We start from the raw sequence: 15,073 nt of genomic DNA, 5'->3' as shown, positions 1-15,073 counted from the left end.
GAGTTCTCAAGGAACGGACGCTTCCTTTGTACTCACCCTCTCGGGCTTTCCTCCGGGCGCTTCCCTTCGGTCTTGCGTTTCCGACTCTATCAGACACTTTCGTGTCCGATTCCCGGTCGAAGCGGGATTCTGCTGGATTGCTTTCGAGGAATTCGCTTTCGCGTTTTCCCTTTCGGCGAGTCCGACTCTATCAGGCCTTTCCGGTCTCATTGACCAGCCCCAGCAGGCATGCCGGTGCCGATGAAGAGTTAAGGTTTGGGCTTAATAGATGCCGCCGACCCCCGACTCAATGTCGCGTTGGGGTCAGGCAGGAGTACGACAGTACAGGCTGCCGGGAGTCTGAGGCAAATCGTTTCCGGTGCACCCCTAGGTCCTCGAACCGCCAGGACTCAGGCGGAACCGGGACTTCTTATGACTTACGCTGCTGAGCAGTACGCCGCCCTCCTGGATGGTACGGCGGCACCATTGAAGCCCACTCTGGGAGGCTCCCCCATGACCACTGTGACGTCCCCTCTTGCCGGACGTGCCATCGGGCTCGCCGCGGTACCCGACCCGGTCTTCTCCGGCGCGATGGTCGGTCCCGGTACCGCCATCGACCCCGTGCGCGAGCCGTCGGAGGCCCTGTCGCCGGTCGACGGAATCGTCGTCTCCCTGCATCCGCACGCCTTCGTCGTCGTGGACGGCGAGGGACACGGGGTTCTGACCCACCTCGGCATCGACACCGTCCAGCTCAACGGTGAGGGCTTCGAGCTCCTGGTGAACAAGGGTGACACCGTCACCCGCGGTCAGAGCATCGTCCGTTGGGACCCGGCGGCCGTCGAGGCGGCCGGCAAGTCACCGATCTGCCCCGTCGTGGCGCTGGAGGCGACTGCAGACTCCCTCTCCTCCGTCGTCGAGGACGGCGACGTGAAGGTCGGCGACGCACTGTTCGGCTGGCAGTAACGCGATCGGCGCAGTGATAGCCGACTGGACAACCACCGCGGAGGCACCGGCCGCCGCACAATCGGAGACAGGTGAAATGGAGACAACGCTGCGGGGCGTAGGCGTGAGCCACGGTGTGGCGATCGGCGAGGTACGGCACATGGGCACAGCGGTGCTCGAACCGCCGGCCAAGCAGATCCCGGCCGAAGAGGCGGAGCGCGAACAGGGGCGGGCGCGGCAGGCCGTTGAGGCTGTGGCAGCCGATCTCGTCGCTCGCGGCAACCTGGCGGGTGGCGAGGCCCAGCACGTGCTGGAGGCCCAGGCCATGATGGCCCAGGACCCCGAGCTCATGGCTGACGTCGACCGGCGCATCGCCGTCGGCAGCACCGCCGAGCGCGGCGTGTACGACGCGTTCGCTTCCTACCGGGCGCTGCTGGCCGGTGCCGGGGAGTACCTCGCGGGCCGCGTCGCCGACCTCGACGATGTGCGCAACCGGATCGTGGCCCGGCTGCTCGGTGTGCCCATGCCGGGCGTACCGGACAGCGACGAGCCGTATGTGCTGATCGCGCGGGACCTGGCTCCCGCGGACACCGCGCTGCTCGATCCCGCGCTGGTGCTCGGTTTCGTCACCGAGGAGGGCGGGCCGACCTCCCACAGTGCCATTCTGGCGCGGGCGCTCGGTGTGCCCGCCGTGGTGGCGCTCCCAGGTGCCGGTGAGCTGGCCGAGGGCACCGTGATCGCGGTGGACGGCAGCACCGGCGAGATCTTCGTCGAGCCGAGCGACGAGAAGCGCTCGGAGATGGAGAGTGCCGCGGCCGCGCGTAGGGCCGCGCTCTCCGCGTCGACGGGTCCCGGCGCGACCTCCGACGGTCACAAGGTGCCACTGCTCGCCAATGTCGGCGGGCCGGGCGATGTGCCGGCGGCCGTCGAGGCGGGTGCGGAGGGCGTTGGCCTGTTCCGTACCGAGTTCCTCTTCCTGGACGACAGCAAGCAGGCGCCGTCGGAGGAGAAGCAGATCGCGGCGTACCGCGCGGTGCTCGAGGCGTTCCCCGAGGGGCGCGTCGTGGTGCGGGTGCTGGACGCCGGTGCGGACAAGCCGCTCGACTTCCTGACTCCGGCGGACGAGCCGAACCCCGCGCTGGGTGTGCGCGGGCTGCGTAGCCTGCTGGACCACCCCGATGTGCTGCGTACCCAGCTGACGGCTCTGTCGAAGGCCGCCGAGGGGCTGCCCGTCTACCTCGAGGTCATGGCTCCCATGGTCGCGGACCGTGCGGACGCCAAGGCGTTCGCCGACGCGTGCCGGGAGGCCGGGCTGCAGGCGAAGTTCGGTGCGATGGTCGAGATCCCGTCGGCCGCGCTGCGGGCGCGTTCGGTGCTCCAGGAGGTGGAGTTCCTGTCACTGGGGACCAACGACCTGGCGCAGTACGCCTTCGCGGCGGACCGGCAGGTGGGTGCGGTGTCCAGGCTTCAGGACCCGTGGCAGCCCGCGCTGCTGGACCTGGTGGCCATGTCTGCCGACGCCGCCAAGGCCGAGGGCAAGAGCTGTGGTGTCTGTGGCGAGGCCGCATCCGATCCGCTGCTCGCCTGTGTGCTGACCGGTCTGGGAGTGACGTCGCTGTCGATGGGCGCCGCCTCCATTCCTTATGTGCGCACCACGTTGGCGAAGTACACGCTGGCGCAGTGCGAGCGGGCCGCGTCCGCCGCCCGTGCGGCGGACTCCGCCGAGGAGGCGCGGGTCGCCGCGCAGGCGGTGCTCTCGGGCGAGTAGGGCCGAGCCCGGACGATGGACGGAAGGGGCTTCCCGCCGATGGTGGCGGGGAGCCCCTTCGGGCTGTCAGTGGTGGGATTCCGGTGCGTCGGCGCCGATGTCGAAGCCGGCGCAGTACTCGACTCCGGACTCCGGTGAGACGGGTTCTCCCGTGTCGGCGTCGGTGCAGTAGGCGCTGAACACCTCGCCCGCGGTGAGCGGGAGGAGGCTGCCGCCGGTCAGCCGCCATCCGTGCACCCGGTCCGGGGTGCCCGGTGCGCTGGTCCGCAGGACGACTCCGCCGCGGCTTTCGAGGGCGATGCCCACGGCGAGCACGGTCACGAACTCGGCTCCTTCCGCCGAGTCGAGGCGTGCGGGTCCGGCGCTGTCGCGTTCGGTGTGCAGGGCGGCGAGCAGCTGATCGTGCTCCGTCGGGGTGCTGCACACGAGGTGGTGGGCGCCGGGGCCCGCTGTCTCCAGGGTCCGCAACAGCAGGTGGGAGGCCCGGTCGAAGGCCGCGCGGCCGATGTCCTGGCCGCACTCGGCGCACTCCCCCAGATCCGTCAGGAGCATCGTGGCGTACTCCCAGGTCGCCCTGCGGACCGCGCGGGAGACGAGGAGCGGGATCAGGGTGTCCAGCGGCTGTCCGGTGTAGGCGACGGTGGCGCCGGTAGCCGCGATCTCCGCGGTGAAACGGCTCCGGTTGGCCGGGCAGTCGGCTGCGAGCTCCGATCCGGTGCAGAACTCCTCGTACTCCTCGGGGTCGAAGAGCGCGACCGCGGTGTGCATCCCCTGCGCGGCGAGAGCCTTGAGCAGGCCTTCCACCTGCTGGAGGTAGACGGCGTGGTCGTCGAAGGCGAAGGTGCGGTAGCGCCGCATCGCCGCGAAGTCCTGTTCATCGGTGAGCAGGCCGATGATGTTCGGTGCTTCGCGGCGCAGCGAGCGTCGCATGGTGGTGCCGGTCCGGCCGCGGACGGTGGTCCGCTTCTTCCTGGTCTGCTTGTTGCTGCTTTTCTTGTTGCTGCTTTTCTTGTTGCTGGTCTGCTTGTTGCTGGTCTGCTTGTTGCCGGTCTGCGCCATGACTCCCCCAGTGCGCTGTCGATCATTGCTCACTCAGAGTAATCACGGGTACTGACAGTGCCGCCCCTCAGCGGCGTTTGCGGGCCAGCTCCTCGTAGAAGTGGAGGAGTTCCAGGTTGTCGATCGAGCCCGGGTTCACGGCCTTGGCCAGGGCTGTTCCCTGGAGCAGGCGTTTGACCGGAACCTCGATGCGCTTGCCGGTGAGGGTGTGCGGGATTCCGGGGACCTCGATGACCTCGTCCGGGACGTGGCGCGGCGAGAGGTTCTCGCGGATGGTGCGTTTGATGCTGTCACGCAGTCCGTCGTCGAGTGCGGCGCCCTCGGCGAGGTGGACGAAGAGCGGCATCCAGTAGCCGCCGTCGGGTTCCTCCAGCCCGATGACGAGCGATTCGCGGATTTCCGGGAGCCGCTCGACCGCTTCGTAGATGTCGGCGGAACCCATGCGTACGCCCTGGCGGTTGAGGGTGGAGTCGGAGCGGCCGTGGATGATGACGGATCCGCGGTCGGTGAGGGTGATCCAGTCCCCGTGACGCCAGACGCCGGGGTACATGTCGAAGTAGCTGTCGTGGTAGCGGCTGCCGTCGGGATCGTTCCAGAAGCGGATCGGCATGGACGGCATGGGCGCGGTGACGACGAGCTCGCCGACCTCTCCGGTCAGTGGTGTGCCCGCCGGGTCCCATGACTGGAGGTCCGTGCCGAGGCAGGGTGCCTGGAGCTCGCCGATGTGGACGGGGAGGGTGGGGACCGCTCCGGCGAAACAGCTACAGACGTCGGTGCCGCCGCTGACGGAGGCGATCCACAGGTCGTCGGCAACCTCGTCGTGGAGCCAGCGGAAGCCGTCGGGCGGGAGCGGGGATCCGGTGGTGGCGACGCACTGGACGCGGGAGAGGTCGAAGTCCCGTCCCGGGTGGACGCCGGCTTTGCGGCAGGCCATGACGTAGGCGGCGGAGGTGCCGAACAGGGTGGCGCCGGTCTGTTCGGCGACGCGCCACTGGGCGCTGACGTCCGGGTAGCCGGGGCTTCCGTCGTAGAGCACGAGTGTGGTGCCGGTGAGGAGGCCGGAGACGAGGAAGTTCCACATCATCCAGCCGGTGGAGGTGTACCAGAAGAAGCGGTCCTCCGGACCGAGGTCGCAGTGCAGTCCGATCTGCTTGAAGTGTTCGAGCAGGATGCCGCCCTGGGACTGGACGATGGCCTTGGGGAGGCCGGTGGTGCCGGAGGAGTAGAGCACCCACAGCGGGTGGTCGAAGGGGACCTGTTCGAAGACGGGTTCGGTGTCCGCCGCCGTGAGGGCGGACCAGTCGAGGGCGCCTTCGGGTGCGTCGGTGCCCAGCAGCGGGATGTGGACGACGGCGCGCAGGGTGGGCAGTTCGCGGCGCAGCTCGGCGACGGTGTCGGCGCGGTGGTGTTCCTTGCCGCCGTAGCGGTAGCCGTCGACGGTGAACAGGACGACGGGTTCGACCTGTTGGAAGCGGTCCAGGACGCTGCGGGCGCCGAAGTCGGGGGCGCAGGAGGTCCAGACGCCGCCGACGGCGGCGGTGGCGAGGAAGGCTACGACCGCCTCGGGAATGTTGGGGAGGTAGCCGCTGACGCGGTCGCCGGGGGTGACGCCGAGTGCACGGAGTTCGGCGGCGAGCGAGCCGACCCGGCGGCGGAGCTCGGACCAGGAGGTGGCGGCCTGGGTGTGGGTCTCGTCGACATGGAGCAGTGCGGGAGCGCCGGCCCGGAGGGGGTCCTCGGCGGTGCGCAGCGCGTGTTCGGCGTAGTTGAGGGTGGCGCCGGGGAACCACTGCGCGCCGGGCATGGTGCGCGAGCCGAGGACGGTCTCGTACGGGGTGGAGAACCGTACGTCGAACCATTCGGCGACGGCCTGCCAGAAGGTGTCGAGCTCGTCGACGGACCAGCGGTGCAGTGCCGGGTAGCCGCACTCGGCCGGTGCTCCGTGGTGCTCGGCCGCCCACTTCTGGAAGCGGGTGACCGCGGCGGCGGCGATGCGGTCCGGGCCGGGCTGCCAGAGGGGGGCTTCGGCGGCTGCTGAGGTCATGGGGCGACTCCCTGGCTGTGCGGGTACGCGGGTCTGCGTGGGTCGCGCGCACGTGCTGGGGTGTGCGCGTGAGGCGGCTTTCACGGACGATGCCATGTGATCGTCTTTCGCACCAGGGTTGCCCGCCCATGGCCGCGTGTCCGGATATGTGGCCCGGCCACGTCCGGCACGGGAGGGATATGCGTCCGGGCCGGTGCGGTCATGGTGAACGGAAGTTGAACAGAACCCGGCCCGGCCGGACCGGATGGCAGGGTGAGCCGCATGGACGGTCGTGACCTGGTGCGCTCGGTGAAGTTGGTCGGTTCGAAGCGGGGGCTGCGTACGGTGCGCTCGGCGTGGCGGAGGTCGCGGGCGGATGCCCGGGCGCTGCCGCGGCGCGGTGCGGAGCGGGCGAGGGTGCCGGGGGCCGTGGTGGATGCGGAGCCGGGTCCCGGCGGCGGGGTGGTGCGGTTCGCGCGTTCGGAGCTGAGCGTGCGGGTGGCGGTGGGCGGTGCGGTCTTCTGGGGGTGGGACGGTGCGGAGCCGCTGCCGTCGTACGCGCTGCCGGGGCCGGCTCCCGATGCCGATCCGCGGGCCGTCCTGGAGCCGGACAAGGACGGCGGGTGGCAGGTGGTGTCGGAGCGGCTGACCGTCGCGGTGTCCCGGTACGGGGCGGTGGAGCTGCGGACTCCGGGCGGGGTGGTGCTCCGTCGTGAGCTGCCGCCGCGGTGGTGGGAGCCGGTGGAGGGCGGGTCCGCGCGGTGGGTGCAGCGCTGCGAGGTCCCGGCGGACGCTCGGTTCTTCGGGCTCGGTGGGCGGGCGGCCGGGCCGCGGCTCAGGGATGGCGAGTACGGCTTGTGGAACGCGGGCCCGGGTGGCCGGTCGGGGCCGGACGACGATCCGCCGTATCCGGCGATGCCGGTGCAGCTGGTGGTCTCCGACGCGGGGACGCATCTGGCGTTCCACGACAACTCCTGGCCGGGGCGGGTGACGCTGCGCGAGGGCGAGGAGGGTGCGGGCTCCGGTCACGACCGGTGGGGGATGTCCGAGGTGCGGGTGGACGGCGGGCCGCTGCGCTGCTGGGTGGTGGCGGGCACGCCGGCCCGGGTGCTCCAGGGGTGGACGGCGTTGACCGGCGCGCCGGCGCTGCCGCCGTCGTGGGCGCTGGGGCCGCAGCATTCCCGGCCGGGCCAGGGGGGCGGGCAGGAGGTGCGGCGGATCGTGTCGGGGTACCGGGAGCGGGGGCTGCCGTTGTCGGCGCTGCATCTGGATGTGGATCATCTCGGCGGACACGGGGGTTTCGCGGTGGGTCGCGAGGGGTTCCCGGAGCCGCCCGTGCCGGTCCGGGAGCCGGACGAGGGCGGGGTGCGGCTGGTGTCGGTCGTGGGCCCGGCGGTGTCGGCCGTGCCCGGGAACGCGGTGTTCGACTCCGGTGCGGCCGTGGGGACTTCGGGGGCTTTCGTCCGGGACGGCCGGGGGCGGGTCGTGCGTGGGGAGGTGGGGCCGGGTCAATCCGTGTATCCGGACTTCACCGATCCGCGGGTGCGCGAGTGGTGGGGCGGGCTGTACGCGGAGCGGGCGGCGCAGGGGTTCTCCGGTGTCCGGCACGAGATGGACGAGCCGGTGCCGTTCGCCGCGTTCGGCGGTCCGACGCTGCCCCGCTCGGCGCGTCATTCGCTGGAGGGGCGCGGCGGTGACCATCGCGAGGCCCGCAACGTGTACGGCCTCGCGATGGCGCGCGCCGGGTACGAGGGGCTCGCCCGGCTGCGTCCGGACGAGCGGCCGTTCCTGCTGTCGCGTTCCGGCTGGGCGGGGATGCAGCGGTACGGGGGCACCTGGTCCGGTGATGTGCCGACCGGCTGGCCGGGGCTGCGGGCCTCGCTGTCGCTGGTGCTGGGTCTCGGGCTGTGCGGGGTGCCGTACTCGGGTCCGGACGTGGGCGGGTTCGGCGGGGTGCCGTCACCGGAGATGTATCTGCGGTGGTTCCAGCTGGCGGCGTACCTGCCGCTGTTCCGCACCCGTGCGGCGATCGAGGCGGGGCGGCGGGAGCCGTGGGAGTTCGGGCCTCGGGTGCTCGACGCCGCGCGGGAGGTGCTGGTGGAGCGGGAGCGGCTGCGCCCGTACTGGGTGACGCTGGCGCAGCTGGCCCGGCTGACGGGTGCGCCGTATGTGCGTCCGCTGTGGTGGGGGGCGCCCGGTGACCGGGCGCTGCGGGAGTGCGAGGACGCGTTCCTGCTGGGTGACGCGCTGCTGGTGGCGCCGGTGCTGGGGCCGGGGCTGGTCGAGCGGGCGGTGCGGCTGCCGGCGGGGCGCTGGTACGACACGGTGAGCGGTGCGGTGTACGAGGGGCCCGGCCGGGTGGTGGTCGACGCGCCCCTGTCGCGGGTGCCGGTGCTGGCGCGGGCCGGGTCGGTGATTCCGGTGCGGGGCGCGGACGGCGGGCTGGAGCTCGAGGTGTGGGCTCCGGACCGGGGGCGGGCGGGGGGCGGCTGGGTGGTCCGTGACGTGGGCGACGGCTGGAAGCCCGCGGTGGCCGAGCGGTACACCTCGCGGCTGCTGGGCGGGCGGGTCGTGGTGGAACGGGACGGTGAGGAGGGGCTGGTGGACCGTCCGGTGCGGGTACGCGGGGTGTGAGCGCGCTCAGCGGTAGCGGCCGGCGAACCAGGAGCGGACGGCTTCCGTGTGGAGTGGGAACGCCAGCGTTCCGGGTGCGCGCAGTACGTCGTATCCGGAGGTCTCGTCGGTCGGTACGGACGGCGGGAGGGTGGCTGCGGGCCGGGCCGGGAGCAGGCCGAACAGGAGCAGGTGGCCGTCGGGTGAGCTGAGGGCGTCGGCGAGCCGGACGTCGTCGCGGTGCGCCTCGATACCGGTCTCCTCGCGCAGTTCGCGCACGACCGCGTGTTTCCAGTCCTCGGCGTGGTCGATGAATCCGCCGGGGAGGGCGCGGCCACCGAGGCGGGGTTCGATGGTGCGGGTGATGACGACCAGTCCGGTGCCCTGCCCGTCGGTGACGGGGAGCAGGGCGACGGCGACGGGCAGCGGGTTGCGGTAGGCGACGGCGCCGCAGGCGGTGCAGGTGCGGGGCCAGGCGTCCGGGGACGTGAGGCCGGTGTACGGGGCTCCGCAGCTGCCGCAGTGGGAGTCCGGCACGGGCTTCTCGGGCTTCTCGGGATTTCTCGTCGTCGCTGACACGCGCGGACTGTATCCGATCTCCTGCCGGCCACCGCCGGTCTGGTGGACGATGTGCTCATGACAGGTCTTGCTACCGCTTTCCGTGCCCTGGCAGCCACTGCCGCCACCCTGCTCGCCGTCACCGCCGCAGCCCCGGTGGCGCAGGCGAAGCCCGAGCCGAAGGCTCCCGAGGAGTTCGTCGCACTGCGAGCGGTGGACCCCACGATCATCCAGGAGATGCGCTATCCCACCGCGCACGACTTCATGGGCGAACCGGTGGACGGCTACCGCGAGCCCCTCTGCATCCTGACCGGTCCCGCCGCCCGCGCCCTGCACCGGGCCCAGCTGCGGCTGCTGCGCCAGGGCTACTCACTGAAGGTGTACGACTGCTACCGCCCGCAGCGGGCCGTCGACCACTTCGTACGGTGGGCCAAGGACCTCGACGACGAGGCCATGCAGGGTGAGTTCTATCCACGGGTCGACAAGACCCGGCTGTTCGCCGACGGTTACATCGCGGAGAAGTCCGGGCACAGCCGGGGCAGCACGGTGGACCTGACGCTGGTGAGGCTGCCCGCCCTGCCGACGCCGCCGTACCGGCCGGGTCAGGAGCTGGTGCCCTGCTACGCGCCCAGGGCGGAGCGCTTCCCGGACAACTCGGTGGACATGGGCACCGGATTCGACTGCTTCGACACGCTCTCGCACACGGACGATCCGCGGATCCAGGGGGTGCAACGCGCCAACCGGCAGTTCCTTAAGAAGACGCTCACCGACGCCGGATTCGTCAATCTGGCCGAGGAGTGGTGGCACTACACCTTCACGCCGGAGGTGTTCCCGGACACCTACTTCGACTTCCCGGTGGCCCGCGGGTCCGTCGCCGGCCACTGACCCGGGAGCGGACGAACGGGTGACTGGGACCACCCCCGTGGGTTCCGGCCACCCGTTCTTCTTCTCGGACGCGGATCGGGCGTATCCGGTTGCCGTTTCTGCCATTACGGTGCCCGTATGTCACAGCAGACGTTCGATTCGTACGAGGAGTTCTGGCCCTACTACGTCGCGATGCACTCCAGGGCGGCGACCCGCTGGGTCCATCTCACCGGCACCCTGACCGGCCTCGCCGTCACCGCCTACGGTCTGGCGCGCGGACGGAGGCGCTACGCGGCGGCGTTGCCGCTGATCGGGTACGGCACCGCCTGGCCCGCCCATTTCCTGATCGAGAAGAACAACCCGGCCTCCTTCGGTCATCCGGCCTGGTCGCTGCGCGGCGATGTGCAGATGATCCGGATGATGCTGGCCGGCCGCGACCGGGAGCTCGCGGAGACCGCCGCCAAGTGGCTCGCCGACAACGGCTGACCCCGGGCACACTCCTGACTTTCGTCAGAATCCGGGCCGGGAAGGATTCGTCTGGCGCAAACCCATACCCGTCGCACCCGGGTGGTTCACGCACAATCCGGGCTGTACGGACGGCGAACGGGTCGAGGCCCCGCTCTCCGGGCGCGGCACCGTCCGGTCGTACACCGGCGGCCGCTACCGGGCGCCCGTGAGCGCCGAGCGGGTATCGGCCATGGTCCGGCGGTCGTCACGGTCCGCCGGCGGTGTTCGGACGCACCGTGCCGGGGGCGGGCGGCGGCCTTTACCTTCACCTGACTTGACGACCCGTCACCGGCGGTGAACACTCCAATTCCCGCCACCGCGGCCGGCCCCACGACGCGCGGCACGTACCCCTGTCGGCGGGGGTACGTGCCGCGTTCCGCCGCCGTTTTCGTACGACCGTTTCCGCGGCTACGTCGTGGCCGGCTCGCGCGGTGCGTCGGCGCGGGCCAGCGCGTGCTCGACGACGGCCACCAGTACGTCCCGTACGGACGCCCGGTCACGCGCGTCGCACAGGAGTACCGGTACCTCCGGATCCAGGTCGAGCGCCGCCTGCACCGTCCCGGTGGGGAACCGGTCGGCTCCCTCGAAGCAGTTGACGGCGACGGCGAAGGGGATCGCCCGGCGTTCGAAGTAGTCGACCGCCGCGAAGCAGTCCTCCAGACGGCGGGTGTCAGCCAGGACGACCGCTCCGAGCGCGCCCTGGGCGAGTTCGTCCCAGAGGAACCAGAACCGGTCCTGCCCCGGAGTGCCGAAGAGATACAGCACCAGGTCCTCCCGGAGCGTGATCCGCCCGAAGTCCATGGCCACCGTCGTCGTGGTCTTCGCCTCGACACCGTGCAGGTCGTCCACGGGACGCCCTGCCTCCGTCAGCCTCTCCTCCGTACGCAGCGGCCTGATCTCACTGACCGCTCCCACCATGGTTGTCTTGCCCACACCGAAGCCGCCCGCCACCAGGATTTTCAGGGTAACGGGCTCCACGGGCCGCCTGCTGCGGCTAGAGCGCCCGAAGGCCATTGATCACCTCGCGAAGAATGTTCACATCCGGCAGCTCGGCCGGCGGAACGGGACGGGTCACATGCACCAGCTCGTCCTCGACGAGATCACCGACCAGCACCCGGACCACCCCGACGGGGAGATCCAGACCGGCCGCGAGCTCGGCGATCGACTGGGGCATGCCGCTGCACAGTTCGATGATCTCCACGTGTTCCGGGGAGAGCATCTGGTTCCGGCCGGGATCGTCGGCCGCGGGTTCGGGGACGACGATCGCGATCAGGTCGAGACGATGACGGGACGCACTGCTGGTACGTCCACGCGTCATCGCGTACGGACGGACGACCGGCCCCGCGTCGGCGTCGTACCAACGCGAGGACTGCGGATCGCCGGGGGCGGCCGGGGAACGGGAGGAGTCGGCGCTCATGCCATCCACTCACCCTCCGGAGGGCAGACCGGTCGTCCGGGGGGAGTTGGCCAGGTGGGCGCCGACTCGCTTGACCATCAGCGTCATCTCGTACGCCACCTGCCCGACGTCCGAGTCCGAGTCGGCGAGCACGGCCAGACAGCTGCCGTCTCCGGCGGCCGTGACGAACAGGAACGCCTCGTCGAGTTCGACGACCGTCTGGCGGACCCGCCCGGCGTCGAAGTGCCGTCCCACCCCCTTGGCGAGGCTGTGGAACCCGGAGGCCACGGCGGCCAGGTGCTCGCCGTCCTCCCGCGTCAGGTCCTTGGACGCGCCGGTGGGGAGGCCGTCGCTGGAGAGCACCAGCGCCTTGCGGATGCTGGCGACGCGCTGGACGAGTTCGTCGAGGAGCCAGTTGAGTTCACCGGACCCCTGGCGTGCTGAGTTGAGTGCTGCGGCGTTCGGTGCGGTCATGGACCGTCCCCTCCCGGAGTGGTTCCTTGTGCTGTGTCACCGGGGCCGGTCACGTCCTCGGCGTTCTGCAGGCGGCCGCGCTGCCAGCCGCGCTGGAGCGAGGCCATACGGTTGCGCACCTCGTCGGCGTCGCGCTCGATGTCCTCCACCGTCTCCACCGGGTCCGGCTCGGCGGTGCGGCCGACGGGCCCCTCTCGGAGCTGCGGGACGAGGCTGGCCTGCCGGATGCGGCGGGGCAGCCCCCCGACCGTGTCCGGAGCGGGCGCCGGTGTCCGGGCGGGCGCCTCCGAGCGGGGGCCCGGAACCAGCGGCGCGGCCCGCTCGGGGCGGGCCCGGAAGCCGTCGGACTGCGGGGAACCGGTGGGCCGGCCCCGGTCGGCGGAGCCTGCGGGCCCGGTCCCCGGACGTGTGCCCTCGGGGTCGGCGGTCGTGGGGTGTGCGCGGCCGCTCTCGTCGATCCGGCGGCCCCGGTCGGTGACCAGGGTCGGCGGTTTACGGCGGGGCAGCGGCCTCGTGCCGTCCGGGCGCAGTTCCCTGACACCGTCCGGGTCCTCGATCTGGTCGGCGGCCTGCTGGTGCTGGTCGCGCTCGCCGTCACGCCGGAGCTCACGGGCCCGGAAGATGCCGCCGCGTTCGCTCTCGGTGTCCTCCAGGTCGGACGCACCGTCCAGGTCCGGGGCGGCACCGGATCCGGCTACCGCTTCGAGGACCGGATCGCGGGCGAAGTCCAGGGGGCCGACCGGGCCTTCGAGCTCGACCGGGCCGTCCAGCAGCGCCGGGTCCACCAGGCCGGTGGGCACCGGTGAAAGGCCGGTGGGCCTGCCGCCCTGCCGGCGGTCTCCGGCGGGGCGGCGGTACGCCTCGTCGCCGTCCTTGCCGCCGCCCGCCGTGTCGCCGCCCGGCCTGCTGCTGGTGATCGCCTTCTCGGACCTGCGGTCGAGGCGGAATCCGGTGCCGTGCGCCTCCGGTGCGTCGGTGAGCAGCGCCGCGGGGATGAAGACGACCGCGGTGGTGCCCCCGTAGGGGGAGGGCTGCAGGGACACGCGTACGTTCTGCCGCTGGGCCAGCCGGCTCACCACGAAGAGGCCGAGGCGGTCGGTGTCGGACAGCTCGAACTCGGGCGTCTCGGCGAGCCGGAGGTTGGCGTCCAGGAGGAGTTCCGGGGGCATGCCCAGCCCCCGGTCGTGGATCTCCAGGGTGAATCCGTTGGCGACGCGTTCGCCGTGTACCTGGACCGCTGTGTGCGGGGGTGAGAACACCGTGGCGTTCTCCAGGAGTTCGGCGATCAGGTGGGTGAGGTCGGCGACGGCGGGGCCACCCACGCCGATCCTCGGCAGCCGGCGCACCTCGATCCGTTCGTAGTCCTCGACCTCGGCGACGGCGGCCCGCACCACGTCCATCAGCTGGATGGGCTTGCGCCACTGCCGGGACGGTGCGGCTCCGGAGAGGATCACCAGGCCCTCGGCGTGGCGCCGCATGCGCGTGGTGAGGTGGTCGAGGCGGAAGAGGTCGGCGAGTTCCTCGGTGTTCTCGGTGCGCCGCTCCATCGTGTCCAGGAGGGTCAGCTGGCGGTGCAGCAGCACCTGGTTGCGGCGGGCGAGGTTGACGAACACCTCGGAGACCCCGCGGCGCATGTCGGCCTGTCTGACGGCGGCCTCGACCGCCGCCCGTTGCAGGATGTTGAGGGCCTGGCCGACCTGGCCGATCTCGTCACGCTCGTAGCGCAGGTGCGGGGACTCGGTCTCCACGTCGATGTGTTCGCCGGCCGCGAGACGACGCATCACGCTCGGCAGGCGCACTCCGGAGACCTCGTGGGCGTCCTTGCGCAGACGCGAGAGGTCACGGATGAGTTCGCGGCCGATGCGCACGGAGACGAACACCGAGACGAGCAGGGCCAGGAACCCCAGGACGCCGGCGACGCCCGCTTTGATCAGGACGCCGTAGCCCGCGGGCCGGCCGCGGTCCTGGAAGCGGTTGTTCATCTCGGTCGAATCGTTGGCCAGCCGGTCCAGGACCGGCGGGGCCACCTCCTGCCAGCGTGCCGCGTCCACCTCGCGGGGGTCCTTGGTGGGCCCCTGGGCGATGAGCTTCTCCTCGGCGGTGCGCAGGGGCTCGCTGTCCGGGCTCGCCCAGTACTGCTCGACACGGCGGCGCTCCGAGGCGGGGAGCACGTCGAGGTTGATCTCGTACAGCAGTCCGCGCTTGGCGACGAGGTCGGAGATCTGCCGGAGTTCGGGGGCCGTAAGCCGTCCCGCGAGGAGGCCCGACGCGACGAGCGCGTCTTCCCTGGAGAGCATCTCGCGGGCGCGCGAGATGCCGGCCAGCGCCCTGACCTGCTTGTCCATCGACACGTTCTCCATGACGTGGAGACCGGTCAGGAAGCGGTAGCAGGGATCGATGAGCCCGTTGTAGTAGTCCATCGCCTTGGCCCGGCCGATGGTGCGCTTGTCGACGGAGTCACGGAGCGTCCGCAGGCCCTCGGCGGCACCCAGGACCGAGCTGAGCTCGGTCTCGGCGTCGGGGCGCAGCGCGTCACGGATGTCCTTCTGCCGCGCACTCCTGTTGACCTGCTCCACGACCCGGTCGGTGGCGGCGCGTCGGCGGCTCAGGACCGGCAGGGCATCGGAGGCCCGCGGGTCCGCGAGGAAGACGAGGGTCTGACGGCGCTCGTCCTGGATGACCCGGACGGTGTCCTCCAGGGGGTGGCCGATCTTCTCCACCACAGTGCTCGCGCTCATCAGCTGACCTGCCTCGCGGCCGGTCAGATATGTGGCGAAACCCCAGAGTGCGGTGAGGGAGACGAGCGGCACCAGAAGCAACGCCACGATCTTCCTGCGGATGGACTTTCCGCGAAAGCGCATGGCCTCCCCCAGCTCGGCCCCGCGGGGCG

The 15,073-nt window shown here is 71.4% G+C and carries 12 protein-coding genes; 5 read left to right on the top strand and 7 right to left on the bottom strand.

The annotated features are described in order from the left end of the window. Positions 1-492: 492 nt before the first annotated feature. Positions 493-942 (top strand): PTS glucose transporter subunit IIA, encoded by a 450-nt coding sequence (locus ACFVJX_RS32785; RefSeq protein ID WP_384135401.1) that lies wholly within the window; start codon positions 493-495, stop codon positions 940-942. A gap of 76 nt (positions 943-1,018) precedes the next feature. Next, positions 1,019-2,689, top strand: coding sequence for a phosphoenolpyruvate--protein phosphotransferase (gene ptsP / locus ACFVJX_RS32780; RefSeq protein ID WP_384135404.1), 1,671 nt, complete (start codon positions 1,019-1,021; stop codon positions 2,687-2,689). A 66-nt stretch (positions 2,690-2,755) separates the two neighbouring features. Here the strand turns inward: ptsP and ACFVJX_RS32775 are convergent, their stop codons facing one another. Then, positions 2,756-3,619 carry a hypothetical protein gene (locus ACFVJX_RS32775; protein ID WP_384135467.1) on the bottom strand — a complete coding sequence of 288 codons (864 nt, stop codon included), beginning with the start codon at positions 3,617-3,619 and terminating at the stop codon, positions 2,756-2,758. Between the two features lie 196 nt (positions 3,620-3,815). Then, positions 3,816-5,792 (bottom strand): acetoacetate--CoA ligase, encoded by a 1,977-nt coding sequence (locus tag ACFVJX_RS32770; RefSeq protein WP_384135407.1) that lies wholly within the window; start codon positions 5,790-5,792, stop codon positions 3,816-3,818. Between the two features lie 261 nt (positions 5,793-6,053). Between ACFVJX_RS32770 and ACFVJX_RS32765 the strand changes: the two genes are divergently transcribed. Further along, the gene (locus ACFVJX_RS32765; protein WP_384135410.1) at positions 6,054-8,405 is read left to right on the top strand and encodes a glycoside hydrolase family 31 protein; all 2,352 of its coding nucleotides are present in this window, start codon (positions 6,054-6,056) and stop codon (positions 8,403-8,405) included. Positions 8,406-8,411: 6 nt separating this feature from the next. On the opposite strand, the gene ACFVJX_RS32760 is transcribed toward ACFVJX_RS32765, so the two are convergent. Then, positions 8,412-8,963: an NUDIX domain-containing protein gene (locus tag ACFVJX_RS32760; RefSeq protein WP_384135413.1), complete on the bottom strand. Its 552-nt coding sequence runs from the start codon at positions 8,961-8,963 to the stop codon at positions 8,412-8,414. A gap of 57 nt (positions 8,964-9,020) precedes the next feature. Here ACFVJX_RS32760 and ACFVJX_RS32755 point away from each other — a divergent pair, with 57 nt between their 5' ends. Beyond that, on the top strand, positions 9,021-9,827 hold the full coding sequence (locus tag ACFVJX_RS32755; RefSeq protein ID WP_384135416.1) for a M15 family metallopeptidase: 807 nt from the start codon (positions 9,021-9,023) through the stop codon (positions 9,825-9,827). Positions 9,828-9,944: 117 nt separating this feature from the next. After that, on the top strand, positions 9,945-10,292 hold the full coding sequence (locus ACFVJX_RS32750) for an Mpo1-like protein (RefSeq protein ID WP_384135419.1): 348 nt from the start codon (positions 9,945-9,947) through the stop codon (positions 10,290-10,292). A gap of 429 nt (positions 10,293-10,721) precedes the next feature. On the opposite strand, the gene ACFVJX_RS32745 is transcribed toward ACFVJX_RS32750, so the two are convergent. Genes ACFVJX_RS32745 through ACFVJX_RS32730 form a run of 4 tightly spaced genes read right to left on the bottom strand, consistent with a single transcriptional unit; the run spans position 10,722 to position 15,044 of the window. Further along, the gene (locus ACFVJX_RS32745; protein WP_384135422.1) at positions 10,722-11,327 is read right to left on the bottom strand and encodes an ATP/GTP-binding protein; all 606 of its coding nucleotides are present in this window, start codon (positions 11,325-11,327) and stop codon (positions 10,722-10,724) included. Then, positions 11,308-11,730, bottom strand: coding sequence for a DUF742 domain-containing protein (locus ACFVJX_RS32740; RefSeq protein WP_384135424.1), 423 nt, complete (start codon positions 11,728-11,730; stop codon positions 11,308-11,310). Before ACFVJX_RS32740 ends, ACFVJX_RS32745 begins: the two co-directional genes overlap by 20 nt. Before the next feature lie 9 nt (positions 11,731-11,739). Next, complete coding sequence (locus tag ACFVJX_RS32735; protein WP_384135427.1) at positions 11,740-12,183, bottom strand: roadblock/LC7 domain-containing protein; 444 nt, start codon at positions 12,181-12,183, stop codon at positions 11,740-11,742. Continuing rightward, positions 12,180-15,044: a nitrate- and nitrite sensing domain-containing protein gene (locus ACFVJX_RS32730; protein ID WP_384135430.1), complete on the bottom strand. Its 2,865-nt coding sequence runs from the start codon at positions 15,042-15,044 to the stop codon at positions 12,180-12,182. The genes ACFVJX_RS32735 and ACFVJX_RS32730 overlap by 4 nt, the downstream gene beginning before the upstream one ends. Positions 15,045-15,073: the final 29 nt, after the last annotated feature.

Origin of the sequence: Streptomyces sp. NPDC127177 (genome assembly GCF_042672475.1) — a bacterium.
Taxonomy (GTDB): domain Bacteria; phylum Actinomycetota; class Actinomycetes; order Streptomycetales; family Streptomycetaceae; genus Streptomyces.
Note: the sequence above shows the minus strand (reverse complement) of the source record. Positions and strands in the feature narration are given on the sequence as shown.

Bases quoted from the DNA above. Each gene is read 5' to 3' on its own strand.
- ACFVJX_RS32785 (WP_384135401.1), top strand. From the start codon at position 493: ATGACCACTGTGACGTCCCCTCTTGCCGGACGTGCCATCGGGCTCGCC.
- ptsP (WP_384135404.1), top strand. From the start codon at position 1,019: ATGGAGACAACGCTGCGGGGCGTAGGCGTGAGCCACGGTGTGGCGATC.
- ACFVJX_RS32775 (WP_384135467.1), bottom strand. From the start codon at position 3,619: ATGCGACGCTCGCTGCGCCGCGAAGCACCGAACATCATCGGCCTGCTC.
- ACFVJX_RS32770 (WP_384135407.1), bottom strand. From the start codon at position 5,792: ATGACCTCAGCAGCCGCCGAAGCCCCCCTCTGGCAGCCCGGCCCGGAC.
- ACFVJX_RS32765 (WP_384135410.1), top strand. From the start codon at position 6,054: ATGGACGGTCGTGACCTGGTGCGCTCGGTGAAGTTGGTCGGTTCGAAG.
- ACFVJX_RS32755 (WP_384135416.1), top strand. From the start codon at position 9,021: ATGACAGGTCTTGCTACCGCTTTCCGTGCCCTGGCAGCCACTGCCGCC.
- ACFVJX_RS32750 (WP_384135419.1), top strand. From the start codon at position 9,945: ATGTCACAGCAGACGTTCGATTCGTACGAGGAGTTCTGGCCCTACTAC.
- ACFVJX_RS32745 (WP_384135422.1), bottom strand. From the start codon at position 11,327: ATGGCCTTCGGGCGCTCTAGCCGCAGCAGGCGGCCCGTGGAGCCCGTT.
- ACFVJX_RS32740 (WP_384135424.1), bottom strand. From the start codon at position 11,730: ATGAGCGCCGACTCCTCCCGTTCCCCGGCCGCCCCCGGCGATCCGCAG.
- ACFVJX_RS32735 (WP_384135427.1), bottom strand. From the start codon at position 12,183: ATGACCGCACCGAACGCCGCAGCACTCAACTCAGCACGCCAGGGGTCC.
- ACFVJX_RS32730 (WP_384135430.1), bottom strand. From the start codon at position 15,044: ATGCGCTTTCGCGGAAAGTCCATCCGCAGGAAGATCGTGGCGTTGCTT.